The organism is Mesorhizobium sp. B3-2-1 (genome assembly GCF_006439515.1).
Taxonomy (GTDB): domain Bacteria; phylum Pseudomonadota; class Alphaproteobacteria; order Rhizobiales; family Rhizobiaceae; genus Mesorhizobium.
In genome coordinates this window covers 277,368-298,075 of the sequence record NZ_VFTI01000002.1, presented here as the reverse complement: position 1 = coordinate 298,075, position 20,708 = coordinate 277,368, and the positions used below count along the sequence as shown (strand labels likewise).

Annotated in this window: 19 protein-coding genes, 2 tRNA genes and 1 pseudogene; 11 read left to right on the top strand and 11 right to left on the bottom strand. The window is 61.9% G+C overall.

All coding sequences use genetic code 11. The features are described from left to right. Positions 1–32 precede the first annotated feature (32 nt). From FJW08_RS03220 to FJW08_RS03205, 4 genes are all read left to right on the top strand, one after another. Positions 33–1,271, top strand: a complete 1,239-nt coding sequence (locus tag FJW08_RS03220) for a pilus assembly protein TadG-related protein (protein WP_181178686.1) — start codon at positions 33–35, stop codon at positions 1,269–1,271. Beyond that, positions 1,268–1,717 carry a TadE/TadG family type IV pilus assembly protein gene (locus tag FJW08_RS03215; protein ID WP_140808758.1) on the top strand — a complete coding sequence of 150 codons (450 nt, stop codon included), beginning with the start codon at positions 1,268–1,270 and terminating at the stop codon, positions 1,715–1,717. The genes FJW08_RS03220 and FJW08_RS03215 overlap by 4 nt, the downstream gene beginning before the upstream one ends. Further along, entirely contained in the window at positions 1,707–2,111 is a 405-nt protein-coding gene (locus FJW08_RS03210) for a TadE/TadG family type IV pilus assembly protein (protein WP_140760469.1), read from the top strand. The genes FJW08_RS03215 and FJW08_RS03210 overlap by 11 nt, the downstream gene beginning before the upstream one ends. 198 nt (positions 2,112–2,309) lie before the next feature. Further along, positions 2,310–2,385: transfer RNA gene (locus tag FJW08_RS03205), tRNA-Cys, on the top strand. A gap of 101 nt (positions 2,386–2,486) precedes the next feature. Here FJW08_RS03205 and FJW08_RS03200 read toward each other — a convergent pair. From FJW08_RS03200 to phaC, 5 genes are all read right to left on the bottom strand, one after another. Further along, a complete protein-coding gene (locus FJW08_RS03200) occupies positions 2,487–3,626 on the bottom strand; it encodes a hypothetical protein (RefSeq protein ID WP_140808756.1) in 1,140 nt (379 codons plus the stop codon). A 468-nt stretch (positions 3,627–4,094) separates the two neighbouring features. After that, complete coding sequence (locus tag FJW08_RS03195; RefSeq protein WP_140808754.1) at positions 4,095–4,334, bottom strand: hypothetical protein; 240 nt, start codon at positions 4,332–4,334, stop codon at positions 4,095–4,097. Between the two features lie 962 nt (positions 4,335–5,296). Next, a tRNA-Glu gene (locus FJW08_RS03190) sits at positions 5,297–5,371 on the bottom strand. A gap of 369 nt (positions 5,372–5,740) precedes the next feature. Then, positions 5,741–6,991 carry a YcbK family protein gene (locus FJW08_RS03185; protein ID WP_140808752.1) on the bottom strand — a complete coding sequence of 417 codons (1,251 nt, stop codon included), beginning with the start codon at positions 6,989–6,991 and terminating at the stop codon, positions 5,741–5,743. A gap of 215 nt (positions 6,992–7,206) precedes the next feature. Next, positions 7,207–9,042: a class I poly(R)-hydroxyalkanoic acid synthase gene (gene phaC / locus FJW08_RS03180; RefSeq protein WP_140760529.1), complete on the bottom strand. Its 1,836-nt coding sequence runs from the start codon at positions 9,040–9,042 to the stop codon at positions 7,207–7,209. Between the two features lie 97 nt (positions 9,043–9,139). Here phaC and FJW08_RS03175 point away from each other — a divergent pair, with 97 nt between their 5' ends. From FJW08_RS03175 to recJ, 7 genes are all read left to right on the top strand, one after another. Further along, a complete protein-coding gene (locus tag FJW08_RS03175) occupies positions 9,140–9,529 on the top strand; it encodes a hypothetical protein (protein WP_140760532.1) in 390 nt (129 codons plus the stop codon). Between the two features lie 44 nt (positions 9,530–9,573). Beyond that, on the top strand, positions 9,574–10,791 hold the full coding sequence (locus FJW08_RS03170; protein WP_140760535.1) for an LL-diaminopimelate aminotransferase: 1,218 nt from the start codon (positions 9,574–9,576) through the stop codon (positions 10,789–10,791). 37 nt (positions 10,792–10,828) lie between these two features. Then, on the top strand, positions 10,829–12,142 hold the full coding sequence (locus FJW08_RS03165; RefSeq protein WP_140760537.1) for a homoserine dehydrogenase: 1,314 nt from the start codon (positions 10,829–10,831) through the stop codon (positions 12,140–12,142). A gap of 126 nt (positions 12,143–12,268) precedes the next feature. Then, the gene (locus tag FJW08_RS03160) at positions 12,269–12,628 is read left to right on the top strand and encodes a hypothetical protein (RefSeq protein ID WP_140760539.1); all 360 of its coding nucleotides are present in this window, start codon (positions 12,269–12,271) and stop codon (positions 12,626–12,628) included. 72 nt (positions 12,629–12,700) lie between these two features. Continuing rightward, entirely contained in the window at positions 12,701–12,868 is a 168-nt protein-coding gene (locus FJW08_RS03155) for a Thivi_2564 family membrane protein (protein WP_081293949.1), read from the top strand. Positions 12,869–13,070: 202 nt separating this feature from the next. Next, positions 13,071–14,054 (top strand): class II fructose-bisphosphatase, encoded by a 984-nt coding sequence (gene glpX, locus FJW08_RS03150; RefSeq protein WP_140760541.1) that lies wholly within the window; start codon positions 13,071–13,073, stop codon positions 14,052–14,054. A 346-nt stretch (positions 14,055–14,400) separates the two neighbouring features. Beyond that, entirely contained in the window at positions 14,401–16,188 is a 1,788-nt protein-coding gene (gene recJ, locus FJW08_RS03145; RefSeq protein ID WP_140808891.1) for a single-stranded-DNA-specific exonuclease RecJ, read from the top strand. 21 nt (positions 16,189–16,209) lie between these two features. Here the strand turns inward: recJ and FJW08_RS03140 are convergent, their stop codons facing one another. The 6 genes and pseudogenes from FJW08_RS03140 to folE all read right to left on the bottom strand — a co-directional run bounded on the left by FJW08_RS03140 (position 16,210) and on the right by folE (position 20,606). Beyond that, the gene (locus tag FJW08_RS03140) at positions 16,210–16,767 is read right to left on the bottom strand and encodes a dihydrofolate reductase family protein (RefSeq protein WP_140808889.1); all 558 of its coding nucleotides are present in this window, start codon (positions 16,765–16,767) and stop codon (positions 16,210–16,212) included. 91 nt (positions 16,768–16,858) lie between these two features. After that, entirely contained in the window at positions 16,859–17,749 is an 891-nt protein-coding gene (locus tag FJW08_RS03135; protein WP_140760548.1) for an Lpg1974 family pore-forming outer membrane protein, read from the bottom strand. A gap of 334 nt (positions 17,750–18,083) precedes the next feature. Further along, positions 18,084–18,413 (bottom strand): annotated as a pseudogene (locus FJW08_RS03130) (transposase); the annotation flags it as partial. 5 nt (positions 18,414–18,418) lie between these two features. Further along, positions 18,419–19,390: a patatin family protein gene (locus FJW08_RS03125; protein WP_140808750.1), complete on the bottom strand. Its 972-nt coding sequence runs from the start codon at positions 19,388–19,390 to the stop codon at positions 18,419–18,421. An 84-nt stretch (positions 19,391–19,474) separates the two neighbouring features. Continuing rightward, the gene (gene hisI, locus FJW08_RS03120) at positions 19,475–19,936 is read right to left on the bottom strand and encodes a phosphoribosyl-AMP cyclohydrolase (RefSeq protein ID WP_140808748.1); all 462 of its coding nucleotides are present in this window, start codon (positions 19,934–19,936) and stop codon (positions 19,475–19,477) included. Positions 19,937–19,943: 7 nt separating this feature from the next. Further along, entirely contained in the window at positions 19,944–20,606 is a 663-nt protein-coding gene (folE, locus tag FJW08_RS03115; RefSeq protein ID WP_140808746.1) for a GTP cyclohydrolase I FolE, read from the bottom strand. Positions 20,607–20,708 lie beyond the last annotated feature (102 nt).

Here is a 20,708-nt window from a genome sequence, read left to right as displayed (position 1 = left end):
CCTTCATACATGCGTGCTTACTAATTTATGCTATGGGCTTCAACTGCTTCACCCGGATTCGGCACCTGGCGGACGGCATCCGCCGGGGTAGGAACGCGAATGTCGCCACGATCTTCGCCCTAGCCTTGCCGATCGTCGTCGGTGCGGCGGGTTTCGGCGTCGAGACCTCCTACTGGTATTACAGCAGCCTAAAACTGCAGGCCACGGCCGACGCGGCCGCCTATGCCGGTGCGCTGGAAAAGCTCGCGGGGTCCGACACGGCATCGATCACGGCGGCCGCGACCCAGTCGGCGACCGACAACGGCCTCGGGAACGGCACCATCGTCGTCAACACGCCGCCGACATCAGGGCCGAATGCTGCCAAAAAGGCGGTCGAGGTGATCCTCGACCAGAACCTCGACCGGATGTTCACCTCCGTCTTCACGCAGGGCAAGGTGCCGGAGCGGGCGAGGGCGGTGGCGCTCATCACCAACGCCTCGAAGGCCTGCATGACCGCGCTCGATCCGACCGCCTCGCAGGCTGTATTGTTTTCCGGCAATACCAGCGTGAAGGTCACTGGTTGCGTGGTGACGTCCAATTCGATCGCCCCGGACGCCATCCGGCTTCAGGGCTCGGCGGCCCTCCAGGTCGATTGCCTGATATCGGCGGGCGGCGTCGTGCTGAACAATCCGGTGACGACGGTCTGCAACTCTCCGATCACCCAGGCCTTGCCCGTATCCGATCCGTTCGCCAGCGTGCCAGCGCCCGCCGCCAGCAACCCATGCCAGAATCTCAAAGGCAATAAGACAACGCAAACAATCCAGCCCGGGACTTATTGCAGTGGCATGGACCTCTCCGGCAATGTCACGCTTTCGCCCGGCGTCTATGTCGTGCAGGGCAATTTGAAAATCAACGCGGGCGCGGTCATCCAGGGCGACGGCGTAACCATCTTCATGGCCGGCAGCAGCACCGTCAGCATGAACGGAAACGCCAACGTGACGCTCAGCGCGCCGCAGTCGGGCACCTATTCCGGCATGCTGTTCTACGGCGACAGGACAGGCGCGGCGGCGCAGAGCACCTTCAACGGTACGGCAACATCCTTGCTGACCGGCGCCATCTATTTCCCCAAGCAGCAGGTCAACTACCTCGGCAACTTCTCAGGCAAGAATGGCTGCACGCAGATTGTGGCCGACACTATCCAGTGGTCTGGCAATTCCACGATCAACCAGGACTGCTCGAGTCTGGGAATGAAGGACATTCCCGCGGCGGCGTCAGTGGCGATTGTCGAATGAAGCGCGGGGCCTATCGATTGACCTCAGCCATTCGCGAAGACGCGGGCGGTGCCGCGGTTGAGTTCGCGATGGTCCTGCCGATCCTGTGTCTGGTACTGCTCGGCATCGCCGACGGCTGGTCATACGTCACGAGTTCGCTGTCGATGCGCGCCGGCGTGAAGACGGCAGCGAACATGGTCTTGGCGGGCTCCGCCGACGACAGCGCGACGCGGGCCGCGGCACTGGCGAACTGGGAGAGGATGCCGGACGACGGTCAGGTTACGCTGAGCCGGATCTACAAATGCGGGACGACCGTGGTCGTCGCTTCGACCTTGTGCAGCGGGCCGAAGGCACCGTCGGTCTTTGTCCAGATCGACGCATCGGCGACGTGGACTCCGCCCTTCACCTTCGGCGTCTTTTCCGCCCCCAGCGCGATCGGCCAGCAGGAGCTGATCCGTGTTCGGTAATGCGGGAGGCTTCAGGGCCGATCGATCGGGCGGAGCCGCGCTCGAATTCGCGCTGATCGCACCGTTCCTTATCATGCTGCTATTCGGAATCTTCGCCTTCGGCTGGTCTATGAATTCGGCTTCCAGCGTTCGTTACACGCTGGAGGCGTCCGCACGGTCCCTGCAGCTTAACAACACGCTGACCCAGGCCGACATCCAGGCGATCGCGACGCAGAAACTGCTTGCGCTGGGTCTGAGGAATGTGAACGTCACGATCGCCACCGACCCGGCGAGCGGCGGCTTTCGCATGGCGCACCTGACCGCTGCCTATGCGTTCGTGATAGATTTCCCATATTTCAACGCCTACCCGATCAACTACGCGACCACCGTTACCGTGCCACTGGTCGGCAGTTAGCCACGTAGTCTGCCAGGCCGAGAATCTGCTGGCCTCGAGGTCCGTGGTCAGGCTGCATGAGTTCCCCTCGTCGAGGGCATTCAATTCAAATCTGGCAAAGGGGTCCTGGGCCGGCTCTTTTCCGCAACGGTTGTTGTCGAAATTTTTACCCAAGACATCAAGAATCTTTAAACTTTCGCCCGTTACCAAAGCACGTATGGCCTCGTGGCGGAGCGGCTACGCTAGAGACTGCAAATCTCGGAAGCCTCGGTTCGATTCCGAGGCGAGGCCTCCAAAATTCCAAAGCTGATGGACCGGTGGATCGGGCGGGACTGGATCCCTTCCCCGGTCCATTTCCGCATTACGCCAGGCGATTCCGCTTGAGCGCAAAAAGCTCTAACGGAACAGATATTTCGACACCTCGGGATTGCCGCGGCGCCACATCACATTGTCCAGGAAGTAGTGGTGCACGTTGATGAAAATCAGCACGATGAAGAAGAACAGCGACGATCCCAGGACGTCCCGGTCATAGGGTACAAGGGCCGTCAGCGCGGTCGGGAGAAGCCAGAAACCCAGACCGCCAAGGAGGAGGCCAGCACTGATGAACTCCAGAAGCCGCACCCTGTAGGCCGGACCAAGGATGGACAGGATTCTGGATGGCGACACTTCTTCGGCACCACGCCCGTCACGCTCGACATTGCTCTGGTAACGCCAGACCACCGCCAGATATTGCAAGGAATGGAGCGCCGGCACCACGAGCAGCCAGAGTGGATTTGTTCTTACGATCAGAATCCAAAGGTATAGCGACGCGATGTAGGCGATGATGCCGTTATACGGCAGGCTGCCGCCACTCCTGCTCCAACGATTGATCAGCATCACGGCAGCGGCTGCCGTGGAAGCGGCCGCGGCCGACAGCGCAATCGCATTGAGCCATGCAGGGGTGGCAAACGTATAATATTCCAGCCCCAGGTATTTCCCCTGGCTAACCGCCGTGTTCGTCTGAAGCCATGCGAACAGCCAGACGGCATAGCTGTTGATCAGCAGGATTTTTTTGTCCGGATCGGAGAAGAACCTGCGCTTCAGGACGGCATCCACCATCAATATGCCGTAGCCTTGCTTGACGTAGTGCCAGCCCACGAAAAAGAACATCGCATTGGTTGCGTTTCCCAGCAGCCGGGCGTCCGCCGTTATCGAGCTGTAGGCAAAAAATGCGCCCATGAGCAGGGGAACGACGATGCCGGCGAAGATGTAGCGGATCTGGAGGGTCCTGTCGTATCCATCGCCGCGCAACTTCCGCCCGAAATTGCGGTAGAAGAGCTGGTATGAGTGGGCGAAGTGCGGATAGTTGATCAGATAAGCCAGGAAAAGCATCGTCGCCGCTACCGGCCCTTCGTACCGCAGTGGCACGAAGTACAGCGCCGGCAAGATCAGGAACGCGCTGCCGCCAAGCATCAGAAAGTCCGCGAGCGGACCAAAGAGATATTTCGGGGGCGTTGCCGCAGGAGCGCGTGTATTCGCCGAAAGGTCAACTGCCATATTAGCGCTCCCTTCGCATTCCATTTAACCACCGGCCCGTCTGCTCGACAAGATCGAGGAGCCGAGCGGCTGGTGAAAGGCATATGCATCGGCTGCAGTGGGCGCCGCATCCCGCAATATTGCCCACGCGGTGCCGCCCCTCGACCCCCTGTCTCTCAGCGTTGTATCAGCCTGCGTCACGCCGATCCACGATCCCGACATGACCGAGAGAGCCAGGCGGGTTGTCATTTGAGGATGAAGTAAAGCGGAATGAGGATTGAGAAACCGGCGACGCCAGCGAGAAATAAGTCTGTGATCATGCGCTCCATGCGGTGCGCGATGACACGACGTGTCGGTATCTACGCAAAACCCCGCCCCTTTATTGCCCAAACTGAGCATCGCGTGATCAAGGGAGGAGTGCAAGCATCGTCTAAATTAGACGCCGGCAGTCATCTAACCGTTAGCGCAAGATAGCGCGTGTGGGGCGCTTCATGTGGCCTTGTCGACCAGGGGTATCCTCCGCGTCGGCGGCTTGTAGGGCGTCATCAGTTTGACGGTGTCGGCATCTAGGGTGACGGGAATGCCCAGGTTCACCGTCACGCGGTTTCCGTCGATTAGGTGGGTAACGCCTCCGTTTGTTCCGGATCTGAAATCGCCAGAACCCAAAGGTCGATGAAAGATTGTCCGTGAATCGCCTTCCCGCTTAGCGGGACCAACCCTGATCTTCATCTCTTGGCCCTCCGTCCGATAAATATCAGGCCTCGCAATTCCGGGGCCAACAAACCTGACCCAACATGGGACATGGTCGAAGGCTCGGGCCGGATCATTCCTGCATGCATTGGGGATTGATCAAGGTCGTCTTCTGTCACGAATGCCGTGCAGCCGGCCGCGATGACGAAACCTGGGGTTCACGAACCACGCGCTGACGCCTGAGAAGCGGAAGGCTGGACACTTGCCCTTAGCGGCCCGACAGTTCCTCGTTGGGGTAGTGTTGGGATGAACCGCCGGGCCTAGCCGACTCGGGTGGGGAGCCGGCTGAAACAAACACTACATTAGTGCGTATGCATGAAGATCACGGTTGGTTACGGTCCACCGCTTTTCGCGCAGAGGCGGAAAGGGCTGGTGATGAAGGAGACGTGGCGCCGATCCGCGACCGCATGCCAGTCATCCTGGCGCCGGCCAGGCGCACGTCTTCACAGAAGTCGCGAAATCATGTGGATCAGGTGGGCAACTCGCGTACCAAGACCAATCGTGAACTCTCCTTCGTTGGTAGCAAAGTCCCAACCGAAGAATCCTGCCCAGCATAACAGCAGAACGGAGAAGCGCATTCGCAAATGCTAATTTAGCTATATTGAAAAAACCTTAAAGGCGCTCAGTCGACCACCAAGCCCTTGATAGTGTTCACTTCGCAAGGCGCTCCTCAAAGGGGGCAAGTTGATTTCCAAGAAGCTCGCCCTTCTGATACATCATCAATGTCCATGGAAGTCTGGGAAGTCCACCAAGGCCAGACCAACAAAAACTCCGAAAGCGGCGGCCACGACATTGCTCGCGGCCACCAGCCGTCTGTCAGCGATCGTGCTGGCGGCAGCTCCTGGTCTGTATCGCACGGAGACACTGCCCGGATTCGCTGTGAGATATTGGCCAAACGTTGGACGGGAAATGCAGAAAATCAGCCAAGTGCTTGAAAGATCTGGTACGCCCAAGGGGAATCGAACCCCTGTTACCGCCGTGAAAGGGCGGTGTCCTAACCGCTAGACGATGGGCGCGCTCAGACGAAGCGGCTTATACTGGCGTTGCGCGCAGCCGGCAACCCGTTAGGTGCCGCCTTGGACAACTTTTTTCCAGCCTGTCAAATCAGCGATTTCGCGAGGCGTCGGCAGGACTTGGCGATCAGCGGTGACATTAGTCGCTTCGTCATCCACGGGCGGAGCAAGGAGCGTAGCGACGCAGCGCAGACCCGAGGATCCATACCCCGACTTCAACACGTTGCTGCGTGCGGAATTCTACTCTCGTTGCGCTCTTCGACCAAGGGCATAGCATGGATCCTCGGGTCTTCGCGACGGAGCTTCGCCCAGGGGTGACGACATGGGAAGGACTCTGGCCTGCCAACAGGCTTCGGTCCGTCAAATTCGCTGTTAGCCGTCGTCACCGCCGCTGCGCCGGCGGCAGCGCCAGTTCCAGTCGCGCTCGGGGCCGACGTCGACATGGACCGATTCGGTATGGCAATAGGTGCCGACGCCGCCGCGGCCGGGCATGGTCCTGATGTAATTCGCCAGCTCCCATTTGGAGACGCCGGGCACCTGGATGTCGGCGGCCGCGCAATACATGTGCAGCGAATTCTTGGCGCCGTTGGCGCGGCGGTTGCGGGCCGGGTCGCGATAGCCCGAAGTGACGACCATCTTGCGACCGTAATGGCCTTCGATCGTCTTCAGTACGCGCACCAGGGACGGCTTCAGGCAGGCGACGTCGACACTCTCATTCTGCTTCAAGAGACCGTTGGGCGCCAGGCGGGCCATGCCGGCGGCGGACGCAACCTGATAGCTGCCGCCCGAGCCTTCATCCTCATTGAGGTCGACGTCGCTTTCGTCGTCGAGGCCGGATTTGCGCTTGATCTCGAACAGGGCTGTCTGGCGCACGCCGGGCAGGGCGTCGCTACCCGTGATGTGACCGGCCTCGTCACCGCCGGTCGAAGCCAACTGTATCGGTTTTGCCGTGGAATCGGCCGAGGCCAAAGTGATGATCGGCTTTGCCGCTGCCTGAGCGGGCTTGGCCTGCACGGCAGCCTGTTCGCCCGATCGGGTATTGACCAACGGAGCGGCTGTTGCCGACGCTGGGGTGGCGCCAAACATCGAGGCCAGGAAGCCTTTTTTCTTCGGCGCCTCGGCTAGCGGCGCCTCACCAGCGGTCACATAGACCGGATTGTTCATCACTGGTGCCGCGACCGGCTTCGGCGCTGTCGCGGCGGCATCGGCGGCGGCGATCTTCTGGGCGACCGCGTCGGTCTGTTGCGCCGTCTGTACCGGCTGCTGCAAGGACTGCGGCGTCTGTCCCGCAATCGTTTCCGCGCCGGCCGGTATGGTGAGCGGGAAAGTGGCCCCGGGCTTGGCCATCGGCACGTAGGCAACTGTTTCGGGGAGCGCCGTGTCGCTTTCGCTCATCACGGTCGTCTGCTCCGTCGCCACCTGCGATGACGAATCGGCGGCAAGAGGCTTGCCCGTGGAGGCGGCGTGGATGTCCGATGCGGAAGCATTGTATCCCGGCATTCCGACCGACATTGTCGGGTCGCCAGGCGATGTGCAGGAGGCCAGAAGCATCGAGCAGAGCGCTGCCACAATGGCGCGGCGTTCTCCCTTTGCGAGGCTCCATCCTGCTGATTTCAAAGTCAAATTCCCCCTCGATGCCCGGTCGGGTATATCCGTGGCGCTGACTGGTATGTCCGCGTCAGGGTGCCCTTGTCTCCGATCCGGAAACGAGACCTGTGTCAAATCAGCAAGCCTGTAAGTATTTTTGCAGCGATTGCCGAATTGCGGCTGCTTGATGGTTGACGACACCATTTCGCCCGCTTTTAGAGGGGCGTCAACTCACCAGACATTACAGTCCGTTACACACGCACCTTGACATAGGTACCGGGAGCATCGCCCAAGGTTTTCATATGCTTGCCGGGTTTGCGGGCAGGCACGCGGGTGTTGTCCTTGGCCTCTATCCAACTTTGCCAGTGCGGCCACCAGGACCCAGGATGGTCCGTGGCAGAGGCTATCCACTGGTCGAAGTCGCCTTTCGGCGGGCCGCCGGTCCAGTACTGGTATTTGTTGGATGCGGGCGGATTGACGACGCCCGCGATATGGCCCGATCCCGCCATCACGTATTCGACCTTGCCGCCGAAGTATTTCGAACCGAGGAACACTGAAAGCGCCGGCGCGATGTGATCTTCCCTGGAGGCGAGGTTGTAGATTGGGATGGTGACATCGCCGAGCGAGATCGTGTGGCCCGCAAGTTCCATCGTCCCGCGCGAGAGGTTGTTCTCGAGATAGCAGTTGCGCAGGTAGAAGGAATGGTTGGCCGCCGCCATGCGGGTCGAATCGGCGTTCCAGTAGAGCAGGTCGAAGGGCAGGGGATCTTTGCCGCGCATGTAGTTGTTGACGACATAGGGCCAGATCAGGTCGCCCGAGCGCAGCATGTTGAAGGCGGTGGCCATCTTGGTGCCGTCGAGATAGCCCTTTTCGTTCATCGACTTTTCCACCGCCGCGACCTGTTCCTCGTCGACGAACACTTTCAAATCACCGGCATGGGTGAAGTCGACCTGCGTGGTGAAAAAGGTCGCAGACTTGATGCGGTCGTCGCCTTCCCCAGCCATCAGCGCCAATGCCGCCGCCAGCAACGTGCCGCCAACGCAGTAACCTATGGCGTTGACGTCGCGCTCGCCGGTGGCCTTCTCGATCGTGTCGAGACCGTATTGCAGGCCTTCCCTGATATAGGCTTCCCAGCTCTTGGCGCCGTGGCGCTCGTCCGGATTGATCCAGGAAATGACGAAAACGGTGTGGCCCTGCTCGATCGCCCAGCGGATGAAGGATTTCTGCGGGTTGAGGTCGAGGATGTAGAACTTGTTGATCCAGGGCGGGCAAATCAGCAGCGGGCGTTTCAGCACCGTCTCGGTCGCCGGATCATACTGGATGATCTCGGCGACATCGCTGCGGCCGACCACCTTGCCGGGCGTGGTGGCGATGTTCCTGCCGATCTCGAAGGGCGAATAGTCGGCCTGGCGCAATTTCAGGTCGCCCTTGCCGGCGGCGATGTCCTCGGCCAGCATCTTCATGCCGCGCACCAGGTTTTCGCCGTTGGAGGCGACGGTTTCGCGAAACAGTTCCGGATTGGTCAGGATGAAATTGGATGGCGAGATGGCGTTGGATACCTGCTTGACATAGAAGCTCGCCTTGTGGCGGGTATGCTCGTCCAGGCCTTCGGCGTGGTCGACCAGCTCGGACGCCCAGCGCGAGGTGACGAGATAGGCCTGCTTGAGGAAATCGAAGAACGCGTTGCGGCCCCATTCCGGATCCTGGAAGCGCTTGTCGCCGCGCTCCGGCTTGACGGCATCGTCGGCACCTTCGGCGTTGGGGCTGACGCGCTGGATGGCGTTCGCCCAAACCGTCATATAGCCGGCGAACAGCCGCGTCTGCGCTTCGAGCGCACGCTGTGGATCGGCAAGCCAGTATTCGCTGAGCTTGGAGAAGGTCTTGACCATGTCGACGACCGGCTCGGCGACATGGTCGCGCACCTCACCTTTTTCGCGCGGTTCGGCCCAGGCGGACGCCGCCTTGCCGGCCTGCTCGATCATCCGCGCCATGTTCAGCGCGAAGCGTTCCGGGTCCTTCACCAGATATTGCTCGACCGTCGAAGGTCCGCCATCTTCCGCTTTGCCCGAATCGGGTGTTTTGGACATGGTTCGCGGGGTTCCTCCGGAAGCGTTTTCTTGACATATTAACATGGGACATCCGACAGGGTCCAATCTGCTCTACCCCGGCTGCCAAGGAAACAATATGACGATTAAGTTTGGCGAGACTGTTTTTTTCGGTGCCGGCCACTTTTGCCGCATCGGCGCGGCCGTCATGCTCCTGGGCGTTGCCGGATGCTCGAGCACGAATACCGGCGGTCCGGTGCCGATGGCCACCGACGCGGGTCCGAAGGACACCGGCACCTTCCCGAACCTCAACATCCCGCCGCAAGTGGCGGCGAAACAATTCACCGAGGCCGAGAAGAACGCCAAGCTCGCCCAACTGAAGGCCGACGAGAACGGGCAAGGCGCCAAGGGCGGCGCGGCCGTCAGCAACCAGGCGGCGTTGACCGATCTCGCCAAGAAACATGGTCCGCAGACGCTGAAGCAGATCGAAGGCAAATGCGACCCGGCCCTCGACCCTACCTGCAAATGAGTATATAGCGCGCGCCCAACGCTCCCTTGCTGTCTGGAACTGCCATGGAAGAATTTCACAAGGTCCGCCGGCTTCCGCCTTACGTGTTCGAGCAGGTCAACAGGCTCAAGGCCAGCGCCCGTTCGCGAGGCGCCGACATCGTCGACCTCGGCATGGGCAATCCGGACCTGCCGACGCCCAAGGCCATCGTCGACAAATTGTGCGAGGTCGTGCGCGATCCGCGTACGCACCGCTATTCCTCGTCGCGCGGCATTCCTGGCCTGCGCCGCGCCCAGGCCAACTACTATGCCCGCCGCTTCGGCGTGAAGCTCAACCCCGACACCCAGGTGGTGGCCACGCTTGGTTCGAAGGAAGGCTTCGCCAACATGGCGCAGGCGATCACCGCGCCCGGCGACGTGATCCTGTGTCCCAACCCGACCTATCCGATCCATGCCTTCGGCTTCATCATGTCGGGCGGCGTTATCCGCTCGCTGCAGGTCGAGCCCGATGACGGTTTCATTCCCGCGCTCGAGCGCGGCGTCCGCCACTCGATCCCGAAGCCGCTGGCGCTGATCCTCAACTATCCGTCGAACCCGACGGCGTTGGTCGCCTCGCTCGATTTCTACAAGGATGTGGTAGCCTTCGCCAAGAAGAACGACATCATCATCCTGTCCGACCTTGCCTATTCGGAAATCTACTTCGACGGCAATCCGCCGCCTTCCGTGCTGCAGGTTCCGGGCGCCATCGACGTCTGCGTCGAGTTCACCTCGATGTCGAAGACCTTCTCCATGCCCGGCTGGCGCATGGGCTTCGCGGTCGGCAACGAACGGCTGATCTCGGCGCTGACCCGGGTCAAATCCTATCTCGATTACGGTGCCTTCACGCCGATCCAGGTGGCGGCCGCGCACGCGCTCAATGGCGACGGCGCCGATATCGCCGAGGTGCGTGACATCTATCACAAGCGCCGCGACGTGATGGTCGATGCGTTTGGCCGCGCTGGATGGACAATTCCGGCACCGGCGGCGTCGATGTTCGCCTGGGCGCCGATCCCGGAGCCGTTCCGGCATCTGGGTTCCCTCGAATTCTCCAAGCTGCTCATCGAGCATGCCGACGTTGCTGTGGCGCCTGGTGTCGGTTTCGGCGAGCATGGCGATGATTTCGTGCGCGTGGCGCTGGTCGAGAACGAGCACCGGATCCGCCAGGCGGCGCGCAACATCAAGCGCTTCCTGTCTACCAGCGCCAAGCAGCCCAACAATGTGGTGCCGCTTTCCGCCCACCGGTAAATACAAATTCGATCTGATTTGAGGGGCGCCGCTTTCCATGGCTGAAGCACTGCGTGTTGGAATTGCCGGACTTGGCACGGTCGGTGCATCGGTGGCGCGCGTGTTGCGCGACAAGGCGGCGGAGCTGACCCGCCAATGCGGGCGCGACATCATCGTGTCGGCGGTTTCGGCACGCGACCGGAAACGCGACCGTGGCATCGATCTGAGCGCCGCAAAATGGTTCGACGATCCGATGGAGATGGCCCAGACCGGCGAGATCGACGTTTTCGTCGAGCTGATCGGCGGCGATGAGGGGTCGGCGCGCGCCTCAGTGAAGGCGGCTCTCGAAGCTGGCCGCCATGTCGTCACCGCCAACAAGGCGCTGCTTGCCAAGCATGGCGTGGCGCTTGCCGAAATCGCCGAGAAGAAGGGCGTGCTGCTCAACTACGAGGCCGCGGTGGCGGGTGGCATTCCCGTCATCAAGACGATGCGCGAAGCGATGGCCGGCAACTCGGTCAACCGTGTGTTCGGCATTCTCAACGGCACCTGCAACTATATCCTGACCCGCATGGAGGCCGAGGGCGTCTCCTTCGACGTCGTACTGAAGGACGCGCAGCGGCTGGGTTATGCCGAAGCCGATCCGACCTTCGACATCGAGGGCCACGACACCGCGCACAAGCTGTCGATCCTGACCAGCCTTGCCTTCGGCACCAAGATCGCGGCGAACGACATCTATATGGAAGGCATTTCCAACATTACCCAGGCCGACATCCGTGCGGCAGGCGATCTCGGCTACCGGATCAAGCTGCTCGGCGTCGCCCAGCGCACGGAGAGCGGCATCGAGCAGCGCGTGCATCCGACCATGGTGCCGACGGCTTCCGTCATCGCGCAGGTGCATGGCGTCACCAATGCGGTGGCGATCGAGACCGATATTCTGGGCGAATTGCTGCTCTCCGGTCCCGGCGCAGGCGGCAATGCCACCGCCTCGGCGGTCATCGGCGACATCGCCGACATCGCCAAGAGCCGGCCCGGCTTCCAGCATGGTCCCGTCTTCGGCCGGCCGGCGAAGGAGCTGAAACCTTACAAGAAGGCGCAGATGCGCAGCCATGCCGGCGGCTACTTCATCCGGCTGACCGTGCATGACCGTATCGGCGTGTTCGCGGCGATCGCCAAGCGCATGGCCGACAACGATATTTCCCTGGAATCGATCGTCCAGCACGCGGTCAGCGGCGAGGCGGCGGCGCAGAAGACGGTGATCCTCGTCACCCACGAGACCACCGAGGCCGCCGTGCGCAAGGCCGTCGACGGCATCACCAAGGACGGCCATCTGACCGACAAGCCGCAGGTCATCCGCATCGAGCGGGCCGGGTAGCAGCAGCCTCGTCGTCGCGGAGCATAACCACCGGCGACGCATCTCCGTTCTGTGAGGATTCCGCTGCGCCCGGAACGAATTGGCGTCGGCACCGTTCTCTTGGTCAGCAACCAAGGGAGCCGCTTCATGGCTGATACCAACAAATCCGGCCCTCCTGACATCGAGGATATCCAGAAGACGCTGGAAAAGCAGATCGCCGACCTGCGCAAGGAGATCACCAAGATCAACAAGAGCATTTCGGCGCGCAGCGCGGAAATGCTCGATGACGCCAGCGAACAAGCGTCGGATTTCTACGATACAGCCGCTTCCCGCGCCTCGCGGACAGCGCAGCAGTTGCGCAGCCAGGCTCAGTCCGTTTCAGAAGCCGCGCGCGAAAATCCCGGCACGACGACCGCAGTGATTGGCGTGATTGGCCTGCTCGGCTTCCTGGCCGGGATTGCCGTCGGCCAGTCGATGAACGACACGCCGCGCCGCTGGTACCATTAGCTGCAAGGCGGCCAGATTGGCCGGCCGCATCATCTCGCTACGTTTCAACATGTTCGTCTCGGGGAGGGTATCATGGCGTCGTCCATGCTGATCGGCATTCTCATTACATTCCTGGTCATTATCCTGGTTCTGTATCTCGTCCAGCGCCTGCCGCTCGACGCCAGGATGAGGCAGATCGTGCAGATCATAGTCATCATCATCGGCATTATTTCGCTGCTCAAATACCTCGCGGTATTCTAGGCCGCGAAGGACGGCAATTTCCTGTTTCGAGCCGGCCTGGCTCGTTTCAAGCCGGGCCGGCATTGTTTCAAGAATGCGGTTCAATCGATTGATATTTCTATCCTTTCGATAAAACTGCCGGCCGGTCTTGCCGTTGTCATGCTCGTTTGACAAAACAGGCGCGCCTCCGGCGGGAGGCGGCATCAAACGAGGATTTGCCGAAATGAATGTGGCCCAGAACATCGTCGCCGGCCTTGACCGGATACTCACCATGGAACTGGTGCGCGTCACCGAACGGGCCGCCGTCGCGGCCGCCCGGCTGCGTGGCCGCGGCGACGAAAAAGCTGCCGACCAGGTCGCCGTCGACGCCATGCGCGAGGAGCTTAATCGCCTCGCCATCAAGGGCACGGTGGTGATAGGCGAGGGCGAGCGGGACGAGGCGCCGATGCTCTATATCGGCGAGGAGGTCGGGACCGGCCAAGGCCCGGCGGTCGATATCGCGCTTGATCCGCTCGAAGGCACGACGATCTGCGCCAAGAACCTGCCGAACGCACTCGCGGTGATCGCGATCGCCGAAAAGGGCAGCCTGCTGTTCGCGCCCGACGTCTACATGGACAAGATCGCGGTCGGTCCGGGTTACGCCGAAGGCGTCATCGACATCGATGCCACGCCGGCCGACAACATCGCCAGCCTCGCCCGGGCGAAGGGCGTCACTGTGTCCGATATCACGGCCTGCATCCTCGACCGGCCGCGCCACGCCAAGCTGATCGACGCCGTGCGTGCCACCGGCGCCGCGATCCGGCTGATCGGTGACGGCGACGTCGCCGGCGTCATCCACACCACCGACCCGGAAGAAACCGGCATCGACATCTATCTCGGCACCGGAGGCGCACCGGAAGGCGTTCTGGCCGCGGCCGCCCTGCGCTGCACCGGCGGCCAGATGCTAGGCCGGCTGATCCTCGATACGCCTGAGAAGGTGGCACGCGCGGCAAAGATGGGCATTGCCGATCCGAAGCGGGTTTATCGGGCCGAGGACATGGCGCGCGGCGATGTGCTGTTCGCGGCCACCGGCGTTACCGACGGCAACATGCTGGCGGGCGTCAAGTTCGGCCGCACCTACATCACCACGCACACGATCGTCTTGCGCTCGTCGTCGCGCACCGTGCGGGAGATCAAGGCCCGGCACCAGGATCTGGATAAGTTCTAGACCTGCTTGCGAAGCCGGGTTTGAGTTGTTAGCCATCTGGCTGCCTCCGACGGAGGCAAGGGGTTTAACGATGAGACCGCCCCGACTGCTACGCGGCCCTGGTGTCTCGGGGCGGCAAGTGAATGGTTGGGCGCCAGGCTGAAAAGCGGAAAGCGTAGTTCTTCTTGAAGTCTCCCGCGACGCGCGCCTCCGTGAACCGCTTGGCTTTGCTGGCCTTTGGCCCTAAAGCGCGTCGCGTTAACACGGCGCTTCAGGGTGTTGTTTGTACATGCCGTTATCCCAAAACCGCTGCGCACTTTTGGGCGACATGCATTATCCTGCGGCCAACAATGAGTTGGCAAAGCGCATGATGGGCGAAAGGCGCCTCTTCCTCGATGTCAGGCAGTCGGCCACCGGTCTCTCCTGGGAGCACCGCCTGACCGAACGGCAGGACATGATCGCGCTCGCCATCGCGCAGGGCCATGGCGTGCCCGATATCGTCGCGCGCGTTCTTGCCGGACGCGGCGTTGCCGCCGATGAGACCGAGCGGTTTCTCGATCCGACGATCCGTGACCTGTTGCCGAATCCAGCCTCGCTGACCGACATGGACAAGGCCGCCATCCGCATCGCCGCCGCCGTCGTTGCCCGGGAGAAAATAGCGATCTTCGGCGATTACGACGTCGATGGAGCGGCCTCGTCGGCCTTGCTGAAACGGTTTCTCGCGCATTTCTCTGTGCCGTCGGAAATCTATATTCCGGATCGTATTTTCGAGGGCTACGGTCCCAATCCCGATGCCATGCGCGAACTGGTTTCGCGCGGCGCGACGCTGATCGTCACCGTCGATTGCGGCACCAACAGCGCCGCCTCCGTCGAGGCAGCCAACGAGGCGGGCGCCGATGTCGTGGTGCTGGACCACCATCAGGTTGGCGGCGCGCTGCCGGCGGCGCATGCCGTCGTCAATCCAAACCGCGACGACGACCTTTCCGGGCAGGGCCATCTCTGTGCCGCCGGCGTGGTCTTTCTCGCTCTGGTGCAGACCGCGAAGGTGCTGCGCGCGATGACCGACGCCACGCAGCCGGATCTGCTCTCCTTGCTCGATCTCGTGGCGCTTGCCACCGTCTGCGACGTGGTGCCGCTCACGGGCATCAACCGCGCCTTCGTCGTCAAAGGGCTGCAAGTCGCGCGCCAACAGAAGAATGAAGGGATGGCTGCCCTTGCGCGGGTGTCGCGCATCGGCGAACCGATCGGCACCTTCCATCTCGCCTATCTGATCGGCCCGCGCATCAATGCGGGCGGGCGCATCGGCGATGCGGCGCTCGGCAGCCGGTTGCTTGCAACGGACGATCCGGTCGAGGCGCTGACCATCGCCGAGACGCTCGACCGGCTGAACCAGGAACGGCAACTGATGGAGCAGGAGATGCTCGCCGCCGCGCGCGCCGAGGCCGATGCCGAGCTCGCGGGCGGCATCGGTCCGGCGATCGTCGTCACCGCCAGCAACAACTGGCACCCCGGCATTGTCGGCCTGCTTGCGTCACGCCTGAAGGATCACGCACGACGGCCGGCTTTCGCCATCGCCTTCAACGCCAACGCCAACGGCACCGGCACGGGCTCGGGCCGTTCGGTGTCGGGTTTCGATCTTGGCCGGCTGGTGCGCGAAGCCGCCAATGCCGGGCTCATCGTCAAGGGCGGCGGCCATGGCATGGCCGCCGGCATCACCGTGGAGCGCGCAAGGCTGGGCGAGCTCAGGGCCTTCTTCGAGGAGCGCGCGGCCGCCGACGTTTTCCGGTTGCAGGATGAGGAAAGCCTGGCGATCGACGGCGCTCTTGCCGCGGAAGGGGCGACGCTCGGCCTGCTCGACGCGCTGGAGAAGGCGGGGCCTTTCGGGGCCGGGCATGTCGCGCCGGTATTCGTGCTGCCACGCCATCGGCTGGTCGATATCAGGCCGGTCGGCACCAACCATATTCGCGCCGACTTGCAGTCGGAGAGCGGCGGCCGCATCCAGGCGATCGCCTTTCGCGCCGTCGACACCGTGCTTGGCGAATTCCTGTTCAAGAACCGCGGCAAGACGATGCATGTCGCCGGCTCGCTGTCGGGCAATCACTGGAACGGTAACCGCACGGTGCAGTTTCGCATCATCGACGCCGCACGCGCGTAGCCGCGGCGGAAACCGGTCAATTCAGCCGGCCGGCGCATAACGCAGCAACGTCACGCCCTGGGTAAGACTTTCCGTGCCGAGCGGTTTCAGCGCCAGCGACAGGCCGGGTTGGAAATATGGCTTACCGCCACCCAGCACCACAGGATGCATATAGAGCCGGTATTCGTCGATGAGACCGGCCCGCGCCAGAGAGGCTGCAAGATCGGCGCCGCCGAGAATGACGAGGCCACCGGTCTGGTCCTTGAGGGATCGTACCGTGTTCTCGGCATCGCCACTCATCAGGCGGGCATTGAGCCCGACTTGCCGAAGCGTAGTCGAGAAGACGATCTTCGGCGTTTCGCGCCATGCCTGGGCAAAATCCCGCTCGACCTCGGCGGCGCCGGTCTCGCGCTCAGGGCTGTCCCAGAAGCGCATCGTTTCGTACATGCGCCGTCCCGCGAGCACGGCGGAGGCCTGTCTCATCATGTCGTTGAAATGCTGGTGCAACTCCGTCTCGGGCACCGGCAAGCCGATGTCCTCGTCCGATCGGGCGATATAGCCGTCCAACGACGTCAGCATGGAATAGACAATCCTGGCTATCGGCACCTCCGCTTCGGTTGGCCTTCGTGCTCCCAAAGATCGCCGAAATCGTACTCGTAGTGAAAGCGCCCCGACGCCCCCCGGCGTCCGATCAGTAGTTGAACGAAATACGCGCAAACGGCCCATGGGTGAGTTGGCTGGCTTTACCCGCCGGTACTGTGTTGGCGTCATAGAAGTTCTTGTAGCCGACGCCGTACAGATATTCGAGCTGATAACCTGCCCCAAGCTTTACCCCAGGAGCGAACTCCCATGCCAGTCCGGTCTTGAGACCGACGGTTGCAAAGGTGCGACTTTCGGAAAACTCTTCCAAGCCACTACCATAGTCTCTCTTTGCCTTGATCTTTCCAAACAGAACGGAAGCGTCGGCCGATCCAAAGAAGCTTAATTGAGCGCCTAGAGGTTTGGACACATCCATGCCGAGACGCGGGCCGATGCCCCATGAAGTCTCGGTTGCGGTAAAGACTGGAGGTTCGTTGTCTGTAAAGTCCGCGCCATAGTGCTGATAACGCAGTCCCGCAAACGGGCGCAGGGACCAGTCGTCCTGCTGCAGGTGGTATCCTGCCTCAACGTCCGCATTCCAGTACCGCCCACCGCTGAACTGCCAGCCATAGAGATCGTCGTTGATCCGACCAGCGGACTGCTCCAAATAGCTGTAGCTCGCCGCCATGTCCCAGGCATCGTTGATGCGGTATCCCAACTTCGCCGCCCCATAACCGCCGTCGCCGGTGCGTGCTTCGTCGTAGTTGCCGGTCTCAAACTCCTGCGTTTGGCTGTTGGCCCGAAAGACGTACCCGCCCTCAACATAACCGAACCACGACGCGACCGGTATCGACTGGGCGACTGCCTGCAAATCCGCAGCCATCGCCGTGCCTGTGGCGAGCAACACCGAAGATAGCGCAAACAGAATCGATTTCATGAAAATTCCCACTAGGCTTTTTGCCTGTAACACTTGCCGCCGAAACTGAATATTGTTTTTCTGCAACACTCGCTCCAGAGCCACTCAGTGACCGCCGGAAGGGAGCGGTACATCGAGCTAGACTAATGGAAATGCCGCCGATGAAATACTGCCGGCACTTCCGATGGCCACATCATCGATCCTAAGAAGGTGATCGAAATCTCGCAATCGATGTGACGGACAAACTTAGCCGCCTTGGTTCACGGCGATGAGCTTTTGGCGGCCTGAAGCGGTGATCTGGCCGCCGTTGCGGTGCTTTTTGGCAAGCCTCGTCAGGCGCCGGCGGTGATCCGTCGTGATGGAAGGCAGGGTTTGCAGGTTGCGGTCGGCGGGTTCGGTCCGGCGCGTCTGGGCCCTGTGGCTATGTCGCGAGCCGCGGGATACGGTCGAGGGCGATGCGCAGAATACGCTGGTAGGGGCAGGATATCGGCAGGTGCAGGCGGATCTGGGTTTTCATCTCGACCACCCGCGCGGCGATCTTGATGAGGCGCAAACGCAGCGTGTCGAATCGGGCGACGGCAAAGCTCGAGCGTCTCGGCATCGCAGCGCGCAGGCCCCACATCAGCCAATAGGCGCCGGTATGCAGGAACAGCCGGAACTGGTTGGCCGTCGCTCTTGTGCAGGATGTGCGGTCGGCGGCGAGATGCGTTTTCCAGGACTTGATGTGGTTCTCGACCGCTCTGCGTCGGCACTAGTCTAGGCGAGAACCGTCTGCAGCCGCGTCAGTTCGCCGATCTGCGCCATCGTCGCCTGGTAGCCGAGCTGGATCGCCTCGTCGGCCCGGTGGAATTCGGTGAGGCCGATATGGCTGAGCTTGGGCTGCAGCGACATGTCGGGCGGATCGCCGGCAAGTCTCGCCCGTGAAATGCGATCTTGGATGATGTTGAAGGCCTCGACCATCACGCCGGTGATGCCCAGACGCGTCTGGTGCGATTGGTGCTGGGCGCCGACTTGGCCGGGCCTTGGCGCATCCTTTTCGATAATCAGTTCGCCGGCACTGTGCTTGATCACGGCGGCGCGGCCGAACAGGTCGTAGTGGAGGTTGACGGCCACGACGAGCGGCTGCTCGTAGGCGCGGCAGACCGAAACGGGTACCGGATTGACCAGCGCTCCGTCGACCAGCACGCGGCCGTTGCAATCGACCGGCTCGAACACGCCCGGCAGCGCGTAGGACGCGCGCATGGCCGTGATCAGCGAGCCGCTCGACAGCCAGATCTCGTGGCCGGTGCGGATTTCCGACGCGACGCAGACGAATGGCTTGCGCAAATCGTCGAAGCGGATACCGGCCACGTGCTCGCGCAGACGCGCATCCAGTTTCATGCCGCCGAAGAGGCCGCTGCCGCGCAGGTTGAGATCGAGCAGGCCGAAGATTCGCCGTCTGGTGAGGCTGCGGGCGAACTCTTCCAGCTCATCCAGTTTGCCGGCGAGATAACAGCCGCCGACGAGCGCACCGATCGAGGTGCCGGCGATCATGGAAACTTCGATGCCGGCTTCATCGAGCGCGCGCAGCACGCCGATATGAGCCCAGCCTCTGGCGCAACCGCCGCCGAGCGCGAGCGAAATGCCGGTTTTCTTCGGGGATTTTGCTTCGGATGCGCCGCCGGCCGAGGACAGGCCGTTGGCCTCCCTGACGTCTGGTCTGTTACGCGATGACGCCCATTCGAGCATCATGATCTCCCTTGTCCCGAGGCTAATATACGAATGGGCCGTATCGAAATGATGAATCTGAGTGGTCGGTGTGAGGCAGAAGGTTCAAGCTGGTGGCTTCCGATACATGTTTTCCGCATCGAACAGCGGTTTACTGCCGTCGTCGGCAAGCGTCGCCTTGCCGTCAATCAGCCCCACCGTCCGATAAAAGCATGAACGTCGGCCAGTGTGACAAGTTGCGTCGTGGCCCAACACTTTGACGCGCAACCATATGGCGTCCTGGTCACAATCCGTGAGCATCTCGACGACATGCTGGAAATTGCCCGACGTTTCGCCCTTCTTCCAGAGCGTGTTGCGCGAGCGCGACCAGTAATGGGCGATGCCTGTCTCCAGCGTCAGCGCCAGCGCCTGCGCATTCATATGCGCGACCATCAGCAGCATGCCGTCGGCGGCGTCGGTGACAACGACGGTGACAAGACCGGCGGCATCGAAGCGCGGTGAGAACACCGCGCCTTCCTCCAGATTTTTCTTATTTGACGGAGCTTTCGGAAATTCCAGTGCCGACATTGCCGGTCTATTTTCCTGTTGACCATGACGTCGGCAAGGGGCTTGCGCCGCGCACCATGGTGACAAAACGAACCTGCTCTTCGGGCGTATCCTTGAAGACGCCGGTGAAGGTGGAGGTCAGCGTGGTTGAGCCCTGCTTGCGGATGCCGCGCATGGCCATGCACATGTGCTCGGCCTCGATCATGACCGCGACGCCGCGCGGGTTGAGCACGTCCTGGATGACACCGGCAATCTGCGCGGTCAGGGCTTCCTGCGTCTGCAGGCGGTGGGCGAAGATATCGACGACGCGCGCGATCTTGGACAGGCCGACGACCTTGCCGTCCGGCAAATAGCCGACATGCGCCTTGCCGATGATCGGCACCATGTGGTGCTCGCAATGCGAGTGGAACGTGATGTCCTTGACGATGACCAGGTCGTCGTAGCCGGCGACCTCCTCGAAGGTACGGCCGAGCTCGTCCGCCGGGCACATATCATAGCCGCCGAACATTTCACGGTACGCCTTGGCCACGCGCTTGGGGGTATCGATCAAACCCTCGCGATCCGGATTGTCGCCGGTCCAGCGCAGCAAGGTGCGCACGGCGGCCTCGACTTCGGCCTCGCTCGGCCGGTCGGTGACCGGCTTTTCCATATAGGCGGCCTGGGGCATGAGTTTCTTGATGACGGCATCCATAAAAGGCGTCTCCCGTAGTCCCTCTCTCAGGAGGAACGAGTTGAACGGACCACGACCTTTCGGTGTCGGAAACTCGCCCCGTTTCCAGCCCCGTAAGCGGCG